Source organism: Gimesia sp. (genome assembly GCF_048262075.1).
GTDB lineage: Bacteria > Planctomycetota > Planctomycetia > Planctomycetales > Planctomycetaceae > Gimesia.
This window is the reverse complement of the sequence record NZ_JBLXFK010000009.1, coordinates 286,288-301,960: the sequence shown is the minus strand read 5'-3', so window position 1 is coordinate 301,960 and position 15,673 is coordinate 286,288. Positions and strand designations below refer to the sequence as shown.

Sequence of the window (15,673 nt, the reverse complement as noted above, 5' to 3'; positions counted from 1 at the left end):
TGTCTTCCGAAGCTCAGTATCCAGGGGCGAATTTCTTTGAATCCAGTCAACTGGTACTCAGCAATGACAGAACCATCTCTTTTTTGAATGAGTCTTTGGCTCGAATGGAATATTTTCTCCTGTAAAATGCGGACTACTTTGGGTGCAAAGCGGATTTTGATCGTTTGAGGTACACGTTCCTCAGTGAAAATACCAAATGAATGTTCCAGGTATTTAGCAGGATGAAAATCTTTAGGCCTTTGAAAAGTCATCAATTTCGGCTGTACTTCCACTTCTGAAATACGGTCTACTTTAAAAGTCCGAATAGCCTCGTGATCCAGAGACCAGGCGATTAGATATAATGCTCCTTTGTGAAATATCAGCGCATAAGGATGGATGTCGTATAAGGTAACAGGCTCAGTCGACCTGAGAGACTGATAGGTGATGACAGTCAATCGGTGATCTTCAATTGCCAGCATCAACTGATCGATGAGTTCAGCACGCTCTGCATAATTCACAATGTGATGATTCGTCAAATGGACCGCTGATGCCAGTTTTTCAAGAAAACGAACAGCCGGACTACTGAGGGCTGATTTGATCTTCTGATAGGCGCTATGAGATCCCTGCCAGAAGAGGGTGCCTGCCATCAGTTCCAGAAACTGCCTTCCCAGATAGAGGGCTGCTGTTTCTTCTAATGTAAACTGCAATTCGGCGATGCCCACATTTCCAGCTACTTTCCACTGCTTTTTTCCATGGTCACTAATGACTTCTGATAAAGGAAATCCAACAGTTTTCAGTACCGTCAGGTCGCGTGAAATCGTCCGACTCGATACTTCCGTTTCTTGCGATAATTCCTGAAGTGTGACTCCCTGCTTACGATGAGAAAGGATCTGTAATATTCGCCATTGACGCATCAGTTGAGCAGATTCAGCCATCATGAGCCCTTGCAAGTTGAGAAGACCGGTTTCCTTTTAGACAGTAGTGTACTGCAGGGGTTGGTCAGATCGTGTCACACGTTGCGCGTGTACACTTCATGCTGGCGAGATGTGAATTGAAAGTCAAGCAGGTTGAAAAGGTATAATTTGAGTAAGCAGGTAGCTTTCATCTCAATATGTCCCGAAGACGGTTGCCGTCACTGGGGCACATATGCTGAATCACAAGGGGATTAGAATGAAGCATTTTTTTATACAATAGGAACTTATGAATCTATTAAGTGGGCTTCCAATCTGATGGCGGCGATGTTCCATATGTTTCAATAACTAAATGAAGCAGGTCGGCCAGAACCTCGGGTTTAGCGTTATTGTGCCCCTCTAATGAAAAAGCAACTGAATCTGGTTCATTTGCACTTAACCAAGCTATAAGAATCAATGATTCATTTTGTGGATGACTATTGATTGCCGTTTGAATCAGACCAAGAGAGTTTAATCCGCTTCTTGTAGGTTCGATTTGAAGACTGATTACAAACTGGCCCCTCGGTTGTTGATTGGGATTTGGGTTATCGTGTCCTCCACATGAAGAAAAGGTCGAAAGGTCCTCTAATACATTGATCAGTTTTACCAGATTTTTTAAGTTTAAGTCGACTTCGTAATCCATATATACTTCCGTTTCTGAAAGTAGTTGAGGAACTGTGAGATACATGTCGGAGTTGAGTGAACATGAACCGGGAGACCAAGTCTCGTTCGCTATAATAGCTGAATTGGCGTTTATCGAAGGCGTATTTGAGTATTTTTTCGCGATCTATCTGTGCGTCAAAGAATATGATTGTCATTTCAACCAGAGGCAAGCGATTGGAGACAGAGATGTGGATCGAGAATTGATGTTCATGGATCTCACAAAGGTCCTGGTCATCTCATTGCTCGCTCAACCGCATCCGTACCCAGCGTTCGTCATCTTTACTGGCGGTAAACTTCAAAGGGACATCAACTCCTTGAGGATATTCCTGATTGAATGGTGATAGAACTGCCGTGTGCCGGAAGATGTAGTTCGTCCCGGTGATTTTAGCAAATCCCGAGTGGGTAAGTTCTTTATCGGTCAGGCTGGTGGTATCCCTATGCAAAACAAGGACCGCCTCATTTCCGAACAGAGTTCCCACGGTTTCCAGAATACCGGCTTCGTAAGCTTTTAATTTGGGATGCAACACAGAATCCCATAAAAAGAGAACTGAATCTGTGAATTCATCGAGTTCCAGTTCTGGTTGGAATTCTTCATCCTTCGGCTCGAACAAAGAACAATAGAGATGTTCCATGTCCCCAGAATGAGTATCGCAGACTTCATGCAATGACATTCCATCGGATTCAGCCTCTGAGAGTAGTAGGAGTTCTGCGTGGTAGCGGCCCAGTAAAATCTTCTCGTCTTCTTCCTGTGTATACACTGATAATTCGAGACCGCGGACATAGTCGTACACATCAAAACGACGTACGGGAGCCCAGAGTTCACATGAAACGTAAATCATCTGAATGCTGCCTCTTTTTAATTCATAGTGACTTCGACCTTGCCAGTGAGGAGGTCATGTCTCTGGACCGTTTTCAAAGAATGGAATTCAGTAACAAAACATTTTGCGACATTGATTGTACTTGTTTGACTCATCCGATCCCCGGACAATCCGTCTTCATGATTAAATTCTGTTGCTTGCTTTTTCTTGCAGTTAAAATACCATTTGTGAGGATGTTTCGCAATTTGCAGGGTGAGAGCGCGAATGCGATTCGGCGAAAATCTTCGAGAACTTCGAAAGAAGAACAGTTTGAGCCAGAAGCCCCTCGCTAAGGTTGTTGGCATCACCGCCCCGAATCTTTAGAAGGTGGAAAATCACCATCTCGACTCCGGGGACTGGGAAATACTCGATTCTGTTAGCCCCGGCAAAGGTAAAGTAGAGAATTTCACTCTTTCCGCTCATGCATTGTCATGAATTGAAGAGCGTTGCCCCCTCGGCGGATACCTGTCTGAGAATTTCAAAGGTCTCTTCGACAGCTCAGCGTATCTTCTACAGAATTCCACCGATTTCGAATTTGAGAGGGGGGCTGAATATCAAAATCGGGTTCAAACGCGACAAATGAGTTGAGTGCTTCGACATGAATAACCTTATCTTTCAATGCTGTCGATTTAGAACACTCACAAAACAAAAGCATATTATGGTTTGTGGTCATTCATCTAATTCGATTACCGGATCAGCTTAAATTTGAGTTTCGACTGTCTTTTATTATCTAAATTTTGGCCAAAAACGTGTCATAATAAATAGGGAAGATATTAGCTATTGTGTAAGTATTTGCCCCATATTTATCTCTGTTGAATGTGAAAAAAGTCCATCTCGAATAGGTGGGTGTGTTCCAATTAAAATCCTCAATCAGAAAGGTGTTCCTCAATTCAACCACATTGGCTTGGGATGAAATCAGAATTCTATGAAAGGAGATCTATGCTACAGAGACAAGAAATCATGTTGATCAGAGCGGCTCTGCAGTTCTGGTATGAAGAAATGGATCTCGAAGATGCGAAGATTTTCGAGATCTATGCTGGTGCCCCCCCAAGAGTGCCGACATGGGGCCAGACAGACATTCAGCGGCTACGTGAGCAGTTATTGACAGCACGTCTACGCTATGCTGTGTGCAACCCTGAGGCGACATCGGTGAAGAATCCCCGCCTGTTTGAAAACCCGGATGCTGCCGACCAGACGAAGTCTGACGCCGCTGACCGACTGGGAGTCGTCCTGGTTACTGATCCAGCGATCTAAACTCCCTTAAACCCCGTCCATCAGTTCTGCCAGGCTGATTTTGAGGGTATCGGCGATCCGCTCGATATTCCGTAAGGAAAGATTTCGTTCCCCCCGTTCGATCCCGCCGACGTAGGTCCGATCCAGTTCGCATGCGTAGGCAAAATTCTCCTGCGAGTAACCTTGCTCTTTGCGCAGTTCCCGGACCCGCCGTCCAAATCGTACCAGTATATCTGTTCGTTTTGCCATGCAGGCATTTAACACTTGACAGCGACGATAAAACCACGGACTATGAGTATCATTGACTTGCTGTAAATTGGTCCAACAGGTTGACGCGTATTACCAGGCGACAGGCAGACAGACGTTATGAAAGTCCTTATTAGTTTCGACTGCTAAAGCTTGATTTTACAGCTGGCCAGATCCAGGAATCACCAGGAGAGTCATCCTGGGCTCAGTGGGAATACAGCAAATGCAGCAGTCCTTAAACAAACGTAATCACAAAATATTTCTGCTAGATAAGATTGGTAGGTTTTATGCACGAAGAAAATAACAAAACTATGGAATGTCCCCAGCGCCATTGGTGGCTGGCGAAGAATGGTGTGGCGGAAGGTCCCCTGTCTCAACAGGAAATCCGTGATGCCTTGAAATCAAGCAAAATCAGCTCGGCTGATTATGCCTACTCATCAGATTCGAAGGAATGGAAGCCACTGTCTACCTGGAGTGAGTTCGTCTCTGGATCTGAAGAAGCCGCTGTGCAATCTCCTCCGGATCCCCCGGTTGAGAGCTATCCCATTGAGCCCTTGATCACCAACCCCAGGCTCCCCCCCATGGGAAACTGGATCTGTATCTACACCCTCCTGGTGTCTCCCTGGTTATGGTGGTTCTATACAGTTTCAGGTCTGACCAGCGGACTCGTGTTTGTAGAAAACTCTCCCCCGGCTGGTTTGGATGCATTAGCAATGTTTGTCGGTATGCTCACATCACTTGTCATCACCGTTGCCCTGTTCATCGGTGGGATGCGCCTTCGAGCATTACGTCGTTCCGGAATCACGATCATCATACTCAGTATCGTCGTGGCCGTTGCAGTCCAGGTTCTGATGCTTTTCGGGGTGATATTACTCTTCGCCATGTCTGATCCGAGTCACTTTGCCACTAAATCAGTGGCAGTTGAATTGATCGATTACTTTGTCGTGGTTGTCGGATTGTGTGAAGCAACTTTTATGGTCACCGCACTTCTCTGGCTGCGACGCAATGAACGGTATCTGCCCTTAACCTGAGGGAGCGACAAAATAATAGAGATCTATGTTGTTTGAACCTGGTAATAGAGAAAGGTCCTTATGAGTGAAAATAATATCCCTGAAAACCGGGAAGCGACAGAGTGGCGATTTGATGACCAGGGCCTACTTGCAGGCCCTTACTCTTATAACGAACTCGTAGAATATGTAGGGCTGGACTACATCAAGCCAGAAACGGAGATTGTTCATGAAGACGGCCGGAAATATCAAGCATTCGAGATCGGATTATTTCCCGACTTCGTCCCTGTAAAACCAGAGCCTACCGACGAGTACAGTAATGTCCCCCCTTTGCCTGGCTGGAACATCCTGGCGGGAGTGGCATTCTTATCATGGATTACAGTCAAACTACCACCAATGATACCAGCTCTCCGCTTCCTCTACGGTGTGAAACCCTATTCGATGGTCATCGGTGGCTTCGCTGTCGTTTTAATCGGCTGTTACACGATGCTGACCGGGACAGCCCATGATTCCGAAGGAAACCCGGAACACAGGCCAGTTGCCAATAGAATTGCAGGACTGATTGTGATTCTCATTGGGATTTACCTGATCGGTGGTGGGGCCAGTTACTTTTTTTCCGGAAATAATTAGCTGGAGCCGTCATTCATGTAGACTTCTCGGTTGCTTATCTCCACTCAACCTAAATTATGGCGAAAAACGCGTCATAATACATGAAGAAATAGAGAACAAGCCAGGAATATCACAAGCTGGAAATATTAGATATCAGGCGAGTTTCATCTATCTAAATTTTGGCCCAAAACGTGTCATAATACTTAGGGGATAGATTAGCTATCGTACGATGTTAGTTGATCCCATAAACAGATTCGTCATCAGTGAAAACGCCTCGCATTTCTTTGGAATGCGGGGCGTTTTGCTTTTTACACATCCTCTATCAGAAAGGAGCATTGCTTGGAATACATGGTTTTAACGTTCGTCTCTGTTGCACTGTTGCTGACCGTCGTCGCTTTGATCAAGGAACGGCGGTTGCGACTGGCGCTACAGGGAATTCTCAGACACTTGATTCAACGCTGGAGGGCACATGGAAAAACAGACTCTGCAAATCACACTGACTCTGATTCTGCTGACAAGCATCGGATGTAATTCAGACGAAAACGCTCGCGTGGCAGAACTGGCTACCCAGCAACTGGAACGCCAGGCGGATCAAAACCGCCGGATGTCGGAACTGCAGCAGGAAGTCGCCTCTGGTTCACGCGAGCTAGTGGAAGCAGACGCCAACGCTAGAAAGGAAATGGTCACCCTGCAGCGTGAGATCCAGACCGAGCGAAACGAGATCGGACACCAGAGGGATCAGCTGGAAGCAGACCGTCGCGAAATCGCCGACAGCAGAAACCGAGATCCGATCATTGCGGCTGCAATCACCAGGGTGGCGTTTGTCGTGGTCAGTCTGCTGCCCCTGTTGATTTGCTGGCTGTTGCTGCGGCAGAAGGTTGAACCGGCAGACAAGAATGAGATCACAGAATTACTGCTGGACGATCTGGTCTCAGCGGAACCACGTCTGGTGCCACCAACCACAATAAAGCCAGACAAACGCCGATTAACGGATTTACCCCTGTCACCTGATACCTCATCTACAGAAAGGGAAAACTGAAATGTCACATATTGTCACCATTCAAACAGAAGTCCGCGACGCCGAAGCCCTGGGCCTGGCTTGTCGCCGACTCGAATTGGGAGAGCCAGTGCACGAGACCGTTCCGCTGTTTAGTGGGGAAGCCACCGGCTATTGCGTCCGTCTTCCCGACTGGCGGTATCCCGTCGTCTTCGATATCGAGCAGGGCCAGGTTCGATTCGATAACTTTGAGGGGCGCTGGGGCGAGCCAGCTCAGCTCAACAGACTGCTTCAATATTACGGCGTGGAAAAATGTCGTTTAGAGGCACGCCGGAAGGGACATTCCGTCCTGGAAAACGAGCTCAGCGACGGTTCCATTAAACTCACTATTCAGATTGGAGCGGAGCAGTGAAAACCATAGACATCATATTTTCAACCGATGGTCAGTCCCGCATCGAAACCCACGGCTTTACCGGCTCCCGGTGCAAAGACGCCAGCCGGTTTCTGGAAGCGGTGCTGGGAAAGGTCTCTTCAGAACAGCTGACCGCCGAGTACCACCAGAGTGTTCAACATCAACCCAACCATTTAACACAGGAGAATTAGCTTTCGCAAATCAACATATTCAGGTCTTGCCGGACCCGATCCCCGAAGATCCTTCACAGGTTCGTGTGCTGGTGGTGGTTGAAGGAGCCCACGATATTGAATTTCTGACCCGCATCTCGACGCTCCTGCATTCGGCACATCCCACACTCCCTGATTTGGCCGCGATGGAGCGCGACAGGGAACTCATTTTCTTGCCTATCGGCGGCCACCCCCGGGCCTGGCTCAGGCGGCTGGCCCCACTTCAACTGTCAGAATTCCATCTCTATGACGGAGAAATGCCCCCTGAGAGGGAACAGCGGGAAGAGTTTATATCTCAGATTAATCAACGCATCCGTTGTCGTGCTGTGCTGACACGGAAACGGAGTCTGGAGAACTACCTGCATCCGCAAGCCATTCAGGCTGTCGCCGATATCACTCTTGAATTCGGTGACCATGATTGTGTGGCATCGGAAGTGGCGCAGCGGGTATTCGACAGTCGGCATGCTGACTATAGCTGGAAACAACTGACTCGTCGAATCCGGGTCCGGCTCAGGAATCGAGCCAAGCACTGGCTCAATACCAGCGCAGTCGAACAGATGACGCTTCCCCTGCTGCAGGAACGCGATCCAGATGGAGAAATCATCTCCTGGCTGGAGACGATCGGCCAACTGGCTGAAACCACTTAAGCACATCTCACACTTTCTTTTTACTTCAATCCATCAAGGACACTCTTATGTTACTATCCGAACGTCTTGCGGAGAACGTACGCGCCTGCTTTACCGGAATCTGGATTCAGAGCCACGAACATGATGAGGCATTGCTGGAAATGTCCCGGCTCTGTCACAGCGAAGACTGGCGACTGCTTTCCTGGGATATTGACCGGGGTCTGCAAGGAACGGAACTCGCCGAAGACCGCGACACGTCGCTCCTCGATCCCCTGGCAGCCATCCACTGTCTGGGCAGTCAGGCCGATCCGGATCGGCCCACACTGCTGGTTCTCAAGAATTTCCACCGCTTTATCAATTCCCCGGAAATCATTCAGGCGCTGACACAACAGATCAAACTAGGAAAACAGGCACGGACATTTATTGTCATACTTTCCAGCCTGGTTCAAATCCCGACAGAACTGGAAAAACTGTTTGTTTGCCTGGAGCATGATCTTCCTGATCGTGATCAGCTGCTGGAAATTGCCCGCAGTATCGCCACGGAAGCCGATGAATTACCGGAGGGACCGGAACTGGAGTGTGTCCTGGACGCTGCCTCAGGGCTGACCCGTTATGAAGCAGAAGGGGCTTTCAGCCTCTCCTTGGTACGGCACGCGCGCATTGAAGCTTCTGTCGTACTGGAGCTGAAATCGCAGACGCTGCTGAAAAGCGGCCTGTTATCCCTACACCAGGGATCAGAATCGTTTGCTGGTCTGGGAGGCCTGGCATCCCTCAAAGCCTTCTGTCTGCAAGCTCTTCGATCTCGCTCCCAGGATACGACAGTTGTGCGTCCCAGAGGCGTGTTGTTACTGGGAGTTCCCGGAACCGGCAAAAGCGCGTTTGCCAAAGCTCTCGGAAAAGAGACGGGGCGTCCCACACTGACACTCGATGTCGGGGCTCTAATGGGCGCGCTGGTCGGGCAAACGGAAGAGCGAACTCGCAGAGCCCTCCGGATCGTCGATGCCATGCAACCGGCTGTCCTCTTCATTGATGAAGTCGAAAAAGGATTGGGTGGCGCAGCCTCTTCCGGTCAGTCTGACAGCGGTGTCTCCACACGCATGCTGGGGACACTGCTGGGCTGGTTGAACGACCACACTTCAGACGTGTTCGTGGTCTGTACCGCCAATGACATTTCGAAACTGCCGCCGGAGTTTGTGCGGGCCGAACGCTTTGATGCTTTGTTCTTTCTGGATTTACCGGGAGATGACCAGAAGCAGGCCATCTGGCGTCTCTACCGTGAACTGTTTGGTCTTACATCCGATCAACGTTTGCCGGACGACCGGCACTGGACCGGTTCGGAAATCCGGGCCTGCTGTCGACTGGCGGCACTACTTGATGTGCCCTTAGTTCAAGCCGCGGAAAACGTGGTCCCTGTGGCCGTGACAGCCGCCGAATCAGTGGCCCGTCTCAGACGCTGGGCCAGCAAACGCTGTCTGTCTGCGGAACAGCCAGGCGTTTTTAGTAACGACGAACGTTCCGGCTCGCGTTCACGCCGAAATCTCTCACGCGATCCCCACAGAAACTAAACCACACTCTATTTAAGGAGACAATATGACCATGACTGCTCTAGAAGAAGTAAATACCCGCACCGATCCCATTGATCGGCTGCGATCAACGATGTGTGCCACGCGTATCAGTTTTGAGTGGTTCGGCACACGCAAGTCACTGACACGCGATCAGAAGACCCAGGCTGCAGAATCGTTTGGTGCGGAAGGGACCTTCCTGAGTGCGGGCAAGAAACTGCTGGATACAGGACATCCCCGTTTCCGAGCCGTGAATGCGGTCCGTCAGCGGGTGCGCTCGTACTGGACTTCCATCAGCCTCCCCTTTCCGGAACCCGGGATACGGTTACTGCGCCAGGATGCCCTGAATTCTTTTCAGGAGCAGATGCGCCAGTTTGTGGTAGAACTCAACGAAGCGGTCACACAACTGGATGAACAATACCTGTCGTTGAAGTCAGCAGCCCAAGAGCGTCTGGGAAGTCTCTTCAATGACGATGATTATCCCGTGAGCCTGATCGGTCTGTTCGAGGTTTCCTGGGACTTTCCCAGCGTCGAACCGCCTGATTACCTCAGGCAACTCAACCCGGAACTCTACGAGCAGGAATGCCAGCGGGTGCAGTCGCGGTTTGAAGAGGCAGTCAGGCTGGCCGAAGATGCCTTTCTGGGAGAACTGTCACAGCTGGTGTCGCATCTGACGGATCGATTGAGTGGCCAGGCCGATGGCCGTCCCAAAGTCTTTCGTGATTCCGCTATCGGCAACCTGCACGAGTTCTTTGAACGCTTCCGTTCCCTGAATGTGCGGTCCAACGAGCAGTTGGATGTGCTGGTGGCGCAGTGTCAGGGAATCGTGCAGGGCATTCAGCCCCAGGAATTGCGAAAACGAGACACACTCCGGCAACAGGTGGCTTCTGAGCTGTCCGGAGTCCAGGCCGCCCTGGATGGTCTGTTGATCGACCGTCCGCGGCGGCAGATTATCCGAACCCCCAAATGAGGGAATGAACATGAAACTTTTGATCTCACCACAGGGGACAGTGCACTGCATTTATTCGGAAGCCATTGACCTGGCAACCCTCGGTCGACTGGCCATCTCACGTGGCTCTTACGTCGAACCGAATGCAGCCGGTCAGTGGCTGTTGGACCTGTCCCCGGTCGACGGTCCCAAGCTGGGACCATTCGCGCAGCGGAGTGCTGCCCTGAAAGCTGAAATGGACTGGCTGGAGCAGCACTGGCTTTCCCCCGGCCTCGGGTAATTGGATTTTACAACGGTATGCCCCGGTCTTGCAGAATCGTTTCTGCAGGGCCGGGGCTTTTTTTGTTTAAACATTTTCGTTTTGAAGGAGACAACTGATGAAACAGGCAGATTTGAATCGGGCCGTTGCCCTGGCAACCGGCGAAAGCATGTCGACCGTGAAACGTCTGGGCTTTTTATTAGCGGAGCCCGATGAGACGGTTGATCCCGCAGCAGAGGAATCAGGGCCTTATGTGATCGACTGGGATGAACTGGAAACCAATCGACTGAGTTCCGAGCAACAAGGGGCACACCATGAACCAGTGGTGGCCTGATCTTCAAACGAGCGAATGCTGTCGAACTGTCCCAAAGATCCTTAGTGCACGATCGAATTCGCAGTCAACCCTGCGGCAAACGCTGCACGCTGGTCGCATCAAGGGACGACGGGGTGTGAAAGGCAATACACGCCGCAGGAAACGACGTCGCAAACGATGGCCGCTCACATAAACAAACAGTGTGTGTTATTAACCAAATTTAAACAAAAACGGAAAGCCTTTTATGAAACTTTTATTGATCAACAATGATGGCGGTGGCTTCGCTGATTATATCGATGTCCCCGCAGGAACCACGGTGGCACAACTCTTTGAGCAGAAGATGGGAGATGCGGAAGCCCGCGATTACCTGATTCGCGTGAATCGCCAGCCTTGTCCCCCGGATCAGCAGTTACAGGACGGGGACCGGATTTCCATAACGCCGACGAAGATTGAGGGGGCGATAAGTTAGTTGTCCCTGAAGTTAAGTGTTTCGTCTTTGGCAGGTTGTCGGGATCACGGTTCCGGCAGCCTGTTTTTATTTTATGGGAGAACATGAATTATGAAACATCCACGAAAACGATTCTGGCGGGCTGCCAGTCGAATTCATCACTGCCTGGTATCAGAAGAACCCCCATCACTATATGAAATGCCATTCCAGGTATGGTGGCACTGTGACCGGCTGATACGGAAACGCCAACAGGCACAACGCAAAGGCTGGGATTTCGCTGCATCCAAGTTGGAACGAGAACTGAAATCAGGTGTAACCCAGTTGATCCAGCAACTGACCACTTTACATGGTGAATTGTCGTCTGATGCATCTCGGCAGCAGAATTCCTCTGTCCGAGAACTGTATGCAGAACTACTGGCTATAGAAGAAGAATTCGGAGAGCGGCAACTGGATCTCCGTGAACAATGCATTTCCGTCAGCACTGAACCGATTGAACTGGAAGGCGTCTATCTGGGACCATTTGAGATTCATCTCAATTATGCAAATCTGAAAATGGATAACGGGTCCCCTTATCGGGTGATCGCCAGGGACCCGCATCCGGCGTTTACCAATGATTGTGTCACACATCCACATGTTCAGTCAGACGTGGTCTGTGAAGGGGACGGACAGCAAGTCATACGCCGGTCGCTGGAACAGGGGCGGCTGTTTGATTTTTTTACGATGGTGGCCAGCCTGTTACGAACTTATAACTCCGACAGCCCCTATGTGGCGCTCAGTGACTGGGACAGCGTTGAATGTACCGAGTGCGCTGACGTGATCGCAGCCAACCAGCAGACACGCTGTGACAACTGTGAAATCACTCTCTGCACGGGGTGCACCAACGACTGTTCGGACTGCGATTGTCCGTTTTGCCATGAGTGTTTGTCGTACTGTGATAGCTGTCACGGCCACTGCTGTTCGTCCTGTCTGCACCAGTGCATACAGTGTAATACCGACTGCTGCCAACGTTGTTTACTTGAAAATGAAAGGTGCTCTGACTGTGATGCGGAAGAAGAACTCGAAGAAACAGAAGAAGAATTACAGGAAACCCAGCCCTCAGCAGCAAACCCGGTTGCCGCAACTGCGGTTCAGCCCGACTGCCTGGGCGAAACTGTTGTATCTGCGTGATTATGGCGACACCGAAGTTGGTGGCTTTGGGATTACATCAGATGAGGATCTGCTGCTGGTGCAGGACCTGCAGCTGGTGGAACAGACCTGCTCGTTGGCTCATGTAGCCTTCGACGATGAGGCGGTGGCGAATTTCTTTGACGATCAGGTGGATGCGGGCCTCCGTCCCGAACAGTTTGGTCGGATCTGGATTCATACGCATCCGGGAGATTGTCCGCTTCCCAGCCAAACGGATGAAGAAACCTTTGAACGCGTCTTCTGTCGATCCGACTGGGCCGTGATGTTTATTCTGGCGAAGAGAGGACGAACATATGCCCGGTTAAAATTTAATGTGGGGCCGACGGCCGAATACGAAATCCCAGTAAAACGGGATTACTCTCAAATATTTGCCGGATGCGATCCAGAATGTTGGGAAGATGAATATTTAAGTCATGTGCATCCGCAACAGAACCGTCGTCTGTCCCAGTCTGCTTTTGATCAGGCCGCTGACTTTGACTGGGAAGAGGACTGGCTCTTTGCTGAATACGGATTGAAAGGAGAACAAATTTGAATACATTAAATGTGACTACGGATCGTTTCCAGAGACAGAGTGATCTGATCCCGGCGGAACGACTTTCTCAGCTGACGGCAACCGTCATCGGGGTGGGAGCGATCGGTCGTCAGGTCGCACTGCAACTGGCGGCGATCGGGACACCGCAGATTCAGTTGATTGACTTTGACACGGTGGAATCCACCAATATCACAACTCAAGGCTACCGGGCTCAGGATCTGGGACAGTCTAAAGTGGACGCGACCGCCAGAGCCATACAGGAGCTTGATGAATCGATTCGGGTGACGACGCATAGCGATCGCTTTCGAGCAACAAACCCCATCGGTGAAGCGGCGTTCTGCTGTGTTGATTCCATCTCGGCGCGAGCCGCAATCTGGCGATCTGCTGGAAAACAATGCAGGTTCTGGTGTGATGGTCGTATGCAGGGAGAGATCATGCGTGTGCTGACGGCCTCAGATCCACTCAGCTTTAAGCAGTATGCAGACACACTGTTTCCCCAACAAGAGGCTCAGCAGGGAAGGTGTACTGCCCACGGTACCATCTACACGGCTAATATTGCTGCCGGGTTGATGCTGCAGTGCTTTGGACGCTGGCTACGCGGTTTACCGTGTCTCCAGAATATTACGCTGAACCTGCTCGCTATGGAACTCAATGCCGAGTGACGGGAAATCGAACTCACTTTTATTGTTGTTCAATCAAACGAATAAAGCCTCTACTCCCGCAAAGGAACAAACATGAATCAAGAATCAGGAACTAAAACCACATCAAAAGGAGAAGAACTAAGTCCCGCTGCCAGAGAATTCTCTCGCACCATTGCGACCGCACTGGTAATACAGTGGCAACAAGAACATCAAGCTAAACCGTCCGACAGCGGTGAGATCAGTCGTTCCAGCCATCATCGTCTCTAGAATCGCCCAAAATTTGATCAAGTCTTCCCTTATCTGCAAGTGTTTTATATGCATTGCTGACCCCTCCATATTGAACACAGGCCTTGCTGATAAACTGGGTACGCCGGTCCGCATCACGTCGGATGTCAGTCATGTCTGAGTAGTAATAGAGAAGTTGATGAATGGTTCCGACAAAATCAAAATCAACGTCTCCAGACAAGACTGATAACATCGGTGCTGTCAGGAACGGAAGCCGTTCTTTCAGTAGCAACAGGGGATAATCTCCCAGATAATCCTGCTTCAAGTAAGCCATTTCAAAAATATTTCGCTCACTCTCATTCAGGGGAGATGGCAACGCATTCTGAAAGCAGCGCATCTGCGCATGAATGCAGTTCCCTACGTAGTGATAGGCCTTCCAGCCTAACTCCAATAATGCCCAACGAATCATATCGTTATTGAGCTTTCCAAAGGGGCACTTCTGCTTTGAAATTTGCGTCAGAAATGAGTTCTTGGGACCGGTGAACCAGTTATCAAATTCTTCCTGCGAATCATGCTGGTGTTTTTCCAGTGCGGCCAGAATACGATCTTCAATCCAGTGTTGGCATTCCGGGTCACAGGGAACAGTATTCTGCTCGTTGTATAACGCTATTCGGATTAAGCTTTCAATTTCCTTAGATTCCGTGATTCTGATGGGTGAAGCTTTTGCTGCAGCAAAAAAGCCATAGTTGAGAGTCTGTTGCCTGTTCGGATTTTCAATACCGTTCTCTTTTGCCAACAGTTCTCCTTCTGTCTGTAATCTAGTGATACTCCAAGGCTCTCCATCTTTGCTGTGTGGGATTCCCAGATTCTCAGGCAGAACATTTTTTCTACCGGCAGTCCCTCGTCCCGTTCTTTTAATGATCAAATCTATGGGACCAGCGAAGTTTCTTTTGCAGTGATTACTGAATTTTTTAACTCTCTGAAAAAATAGAAACATCATGCGATAGCTCCAGAGTTGTTCATCACCGAGTCGCTGATGCTGGTTCAGTATCGCCAGCCCTCCTGCAAAGAGATTGGCAAGTAATGCATCGCTCCCTGTCATGGGAATAAATCGCCGGACGGAATCCCTTCCTTTCAGACAAAGAAACTTCAACTCAAAATCATCTGGTAATTGATCGCAGATTTCATCCTCAGGCCGCCACCGGCAGATTGAGGCTGAATCTGCAACTTTGATTGCCTTCCGCAGGATAGGGCAGGGTTCATCCCAGTAATCGAAATGTTCGATCCGGACCGTCCCATACTGAATTTCCTCTGTGTTTCTGCTGACCATGACTGCTGTAACTCCCTTTGAAATAAGTGCTTAAGTGAAAGCTGGTGTTTGTGCGCTATATTCCTGCAGACATCTGACTCGCATAGGAAAAATATTTCGTACGGAAATCACTATGTAAGAGGAGACCCACATTTGGTGTGACGTCTGATCCCCCATTTTTATGACTCCATAAAACAGGAGATCAGAAATGTCAAAAAGACAAATTCTGAAAATCACACAGGAAGAAGTCACCAGGACTTTTTCAACCGGGGAGTGGGCCGGTAAGTATCCACCGATTCTTACAGTCGTCCAAGCTGCGGAACTACTAAGCGTTCCCAAGGCGACGATTTATCAGTGGAACTCAGAAGGCAAGCTGACGGGCTGCGTTCAGCGGGTCGGCAAGCATCTGCGTTTTTTCCGTGATCGCTTGATTCTCAAGTCGATGAATAAAGGAATATAAAA

At 49.6% G+C, this 15,673-nt stretch carries 21 protein-coding genes; 16 read left to right on the top strand and 5 right to left on the bottom strand.

Going from position 1 to position 15,673, the window contains the following annotated elements:
- From ACN0YH_RS18675 to ACN0YH_RS18665, 3 genes are all read right to left on the bottom strand, one after another.
- Positions 1-917 (bottom strand): helix-turn-helix transcriptional regulator (locus ACN0YH_RS18675; protein WP_417381100.1); only part of this gene is annotated, 917 nt, incomplete at its 3' end.
- A 271-nt stretch (positions 918-1,188) separates the two neighbouring features.
- Positions 1,189-1,572, bottom strand: coding sequence for a hypothetical protein (locus ACN0YH_RS18670; RefSeq protein ID WP_417381099.1), 384 nt, complete (start codon positions 1,570-1,572; stop codon positions 1,189-1,191).
- A 256-nt stretch (positions 1,573-1,828) separates the two neighbouring features.
- Complete coding sequence (locus tag ACN0YH_RS18665) at positions 1,829-2,431, bottom strand: hypothetical protein (protein WP_417381098.1); 603 nt, start codon at positions 2,429-2,431, stop codon at positions 1,829-1,831.
- 957 nt (positions 2,432-3,388) lie between these two features.
- On the opposite strand from ACN0YH_RS18665, the gene ACN0YH_RS18660 reads away from it, so the two are divergent.
- Complete coding sequence (locus ACN0YH_RS18660) at positions 3,389-3,703, top strand: hypothetical protein (RefSeq protein ID WP_417381097.1); 315 nt, start codon at positions 3,389-3,391, stop codon at positions 3,701-3,703.
- Positions 3,704-3,709: 6 nt separating this feature from the next.
- On the opposite strand, the gene ACN0YH_RS18655 is transcribed toward ACN0YH_RS18660, so the two are convergent.
- Positions 3,710-3,931 (bottom strand): helix-turn-helix domain-containing protein, encoded by a 222-nt coding sequence (locus tag ACN0YH_RS18655; RefSeq protein ID WP_417381096.1) that lies wholly within the window; start codon positions 3,929-3,931, stop codon positions 3,710-3,712.
- A gap of 308 nt (positions 3,932-4,239) precedes the next feature.
- On the opposite strand from ACN0YH_RS18655, the gene ACN0YH_RS18650 reads away from it, so the two are divergent.
- From ACN0YH_RS18650 to ACN0YH_RS18585, 14 genes are all read left to right on the top strand, one after another.
- Positions 4,240-4,959, top strand: coding sequence for a DUF4339 domain-containing protein (locus ACN0YH_RS18650; RefSeq protein ID WP_417381095.1), 720 nt, complete (start codon positions 4,240-4,242; stop codon positions 4,957-4,959).
- A 60-nt stretch (positions 4,960-5,019) separates the two neighbouring features.
- The gene (locus ACN0YH_RS18645; RefSeq protein WP_417381094.1) at positions 5,020-5,565 is read left to right on the top strand and encodes a hypothetical protein; all 546 of its coding nucleotides are present in this window, start codon (positions 5,020-5,022) and stop codon (positions 5,563-5,565) included.
- A 448-nt stretch (positions 5,566-6,013) separates the two neighbouring features.
- The gene (locus tag ACN0YH_RS18640) at positions 6,014-6,583 is read left to right on the top strand and encodes a hypothetical protein (protein ID WP_417381093.1); all 570 of its coding nucleotides are present in this window, start codon (positions 6,014-6,016) and stop codon (positions 6,581-6,583) included.
- Between the two features lies 1 nt (position 6,584).
- Complete coding sequence (locus ACN0YH_RS18635; RefSeq protein ID WP_417381092.1) at positions 6,585-6,953, top strand: DUF1257 domain-containing protein; 369 nt, start codon at positions 6,585-6,587, stop codon at positions 6,951-6,953.
- A complete protein-coding gene (locus tag ACN0YH_RS18630) occupies positions 6,950-7,144 on the top strand; it encodes a DUF2997 domain-containing protein (RefSeq protein WP_417381091.1) in 195 nt (64 codons plus the stop codon). Before ACN0YH_RS18635 ends, ACN0YH_RS18630 begins: the two co-directional genes overlap by 4 nt.
- A 26-nt stretch (positions 7,145-7,170) precedes the next feature.
- Entirely contained in the window at positions 7,171-7,809 is a 639-nt protein-coding gene (locus ACN0YH_RS18625; protein ID WP_417381090.1) for an ATP-dependent endonuclease, read from the top strand.
- Between the two features lie 47 nt (positions 7,810-7,856).
- Complete coding sequence (locus ACN0YH_RS18620) at positions 7,857-9,353, top strand: AAA family ATPase (protein ID WP_417381089.1); 1,497 nt, start codon at positions 7,857-7,859, stop codon at positions 9,351-9,353.
- Between the two features lie 25 nt (positions 9,354-9,378).
- Complete coding sequence (locus ACN0YH_RS18615) at positions 9,379-10,320, top strand: hypothetical protein (protein WP_417381088.1); 942 nt, start codon at positions 9,379-9,381, stop codon at positions 10,318-10,320.
- A gap of 10 nt (positions 10,321-10,330) precedes the next feature.
- Positions 10,331-10,579, top strand: a complete 249-nt coding sequence (locus ACN0YH_RS18610; protein WP_417381087.1) for a hypothetical protein — start codon at positions 10,331-10,333, stop codon at positions 10,577-10,579.
- A 97-nt stretch (positions 10,580-10,676) separates the two neighbouring features.
- Positions 10,677-10,892, top strand: a complete 216-nt coding sequence (locus tag ACN0YH_RS18605) for a hypothetical protein (RefSeq protein ID WP_417381086.1) — start codon at positions 10,677-10,679, stop codon at positions 10,890-10,892.
- Positions 10,893-11,115: 223 nt separating this feature from the next.
- On the top strand, positions 11,116-11,340 hold the full coding sequence (locus ACN0YH_RS18600; RefSeq protein WP_417381085.1) for a MoaD/ThiS family protein: 225 nt from the start codon (positions 11,116-11,118) through the stop codon (positions 11,338-11,340).
- Positions 11,341-11,430: 90 nt separating this feature from the next.
- A complete protein-coding gene (locus ACN0YH_RS18595; protein WP_417381084.1) occupies positions 11,431-12,486 on the top strand; it encodes a hypothetical protein in 1,056 nt (351 codons plus the stop codon).
- Positions 12,431-13,036, top strand: coding sequence for a hypothetical protein (locus tag ACN0YH_RS18590; RefSeq protein ID WP_417381083.1), 606 nt, complete (start codon positions 12,431-12,433; stop codon positions 13,034-13,036). The genes ACN0YH_RS18595 and ACN0YH_RS18590 overlap by 56 nt, the downstream gene beginning before the upstream one ends.
- On the top strand, positions 13,033-13,698 hold the full coding sequence (locus ACN0YH_RS18585) for a HesA/MoeB/ThiF family protein (protein WP_417381082.1): 666 nt from the start codon (positions 13,033-13,035) through the stop codon (positions 13,696-13,698). Before ACN0YH_RS18590 ends, ACN0YH_RS18585 begins: the two co-directional genes overlap by 4 nt.
- Before the next feature lie 217 nt (positions 13,699-13,915).
- Here ACN0YH_RS18585 and ACN0YH_RS18580 read toward each other — a convergent pair whose 3' ends face one another.
- Entirely contained in the window at positions 13,916-15,232 is a 1,317-nt protein-coding gene (locus ACN0YH_RS18580; RefSeq protein ID WP_417381081.1) for a hypothetical protein, read from the bottom strand.
- Positions 15,233-15,419: 187 nt separating this feature from the next.
- Here ACN0YH_RS18580 and ACN0YH_RS18575 point away from each other — a divergent pair, with 187 nt between their 5' ends.
- On the top strand, positions 15,420-15,671 hold the full coding sequence (locus ACN0YH_RS18575; protein WP_417381080.1) for a helix-turn-helix domain-containing protein: 252 nt from the start codon (positions 15,420-15,422) through the stop codon (positions 15,669-15,671).
- The last annotated feature ends 2 nt before the right edge of the window (positions 15,672-15,673 follow it).

Excerpts from the sequence above, each read along its gene's own strand:
- ACN0YH_RS18670 (WP_417381099.1), bottom strand. The coding sequence starts at position 1,572 with ATGGATTACGAAGTCGACTTAAACTTAAAAAATCTGGTAAAACTGATC.
- ACN0YH_RS18665 (WP_417381098.1), bottom strand. The coding sequence starts at position 2,431 with ATGATTTACGTTTCATGTGAACTCTGGGCTCCCGTACGTCGTTTTGAT.
- ACN0YH_RS18660 (WP_417381097.1), top strand. The coding sequence starts at position 3,389 with ATGCTACAGAGACAAGAAATCATGTTGATCAGAGCGGCTCTGCAGTTC.
- ACN0YH_RS18655 (WP_417381096.1), bottom strand. The coding sequence starts at position 3,931 with ATGGCAAAACGAACAGATATACTGGTACGATTTGGACGGCGGGTCCGG.
- ACN0YH_RS18650 (WP_417381095.1), top strand. The coding sequence starts at position 4,240 with ATGGAATGTCCCCAGCGCCATTGGTGGCTGGCGAAGAATGGTGTGGCG.
- ACN0YH_RS18645 (WP_417381094.1), top strand. The coding sequence starts at position 5,020 with ATGAGTGAAAATAATATCCCTGAAAACCGGGAAGCGACAGAGTGGCGA.
- ACN0YH_RS18640 (WP_417381093.1), top strand. The coding sequence starts at position 6,014 with ATGGAAAAACAGACTCTGCAAATCACACTGACTCTGATTCTGCTGACA.
- ACN0YH_RS18635 (WP_417381092.1), top strand. The coding sequence starts at position 6,585 with ATGTCACATATTGTCACCATTCAAACAGAAGTCCGCGACGCCGAAGCC.
- ACN0YH_RS18620 (WP_417381089.1), top strand. The coding sequence starts at position 7,857 with ATGTTACTATCCGAACGTCTTGCGGAGAACGTACGCGCCTGCTTTACC.
- ACN0YH_RS18615 (WP_417381088.1), top strand. The coding sequence starts at position 9,379 with ATGACCATGACTGCTCTAGAAGAAGTAAATACCCGCACCGATCCCATT.
- ACN0YH_RS18610 (WP_417381087.1), top strand. The coding sequence starts at position 10,331 with ATGAAACTTTTGATCTCACCACAGGGGACAGTGCACTGCATTTATTCG.
- ACN0YH_RS18605 (WP_417381086.1), top strand. The coding sequence starts at position 10,677 with ATGAAACAGGCAGATTTGAATCGGGCCGTTGCCCTGGCAACCGGCGAA.
- ACN0YH_RS18600 (WP_417381085.1), top strand. The coding sequence starts at position 11,116 with ATGAAACTTTTATTGATCAACAATGATGGCGGTGGCTTCGCTGATTAT.
- ACN0YH_RS18595 (WP_417381084.1), top strand. The coding sequence starts at position 11,431 with ATGAAACATCCACGAAAACGATTCTGGCGGGCTGCCAGTCGAATTCAT.
- ACN0YH_RS18580 (WP_417381081.1), bottom strand. The coding sequence starts at position 15,232 with ATGGTCAGCAGAAACACAGAGGAAATTCAGTATGGGACGGTCCGGATC.
- ACN0YH_RS18575 (WP_417381080.1), top strand. The coding sequence starts at position 15,420 with ATGTCAAAAAGACAAATTCTGAAAATCACACAGGAAGAAGTCACCAGG.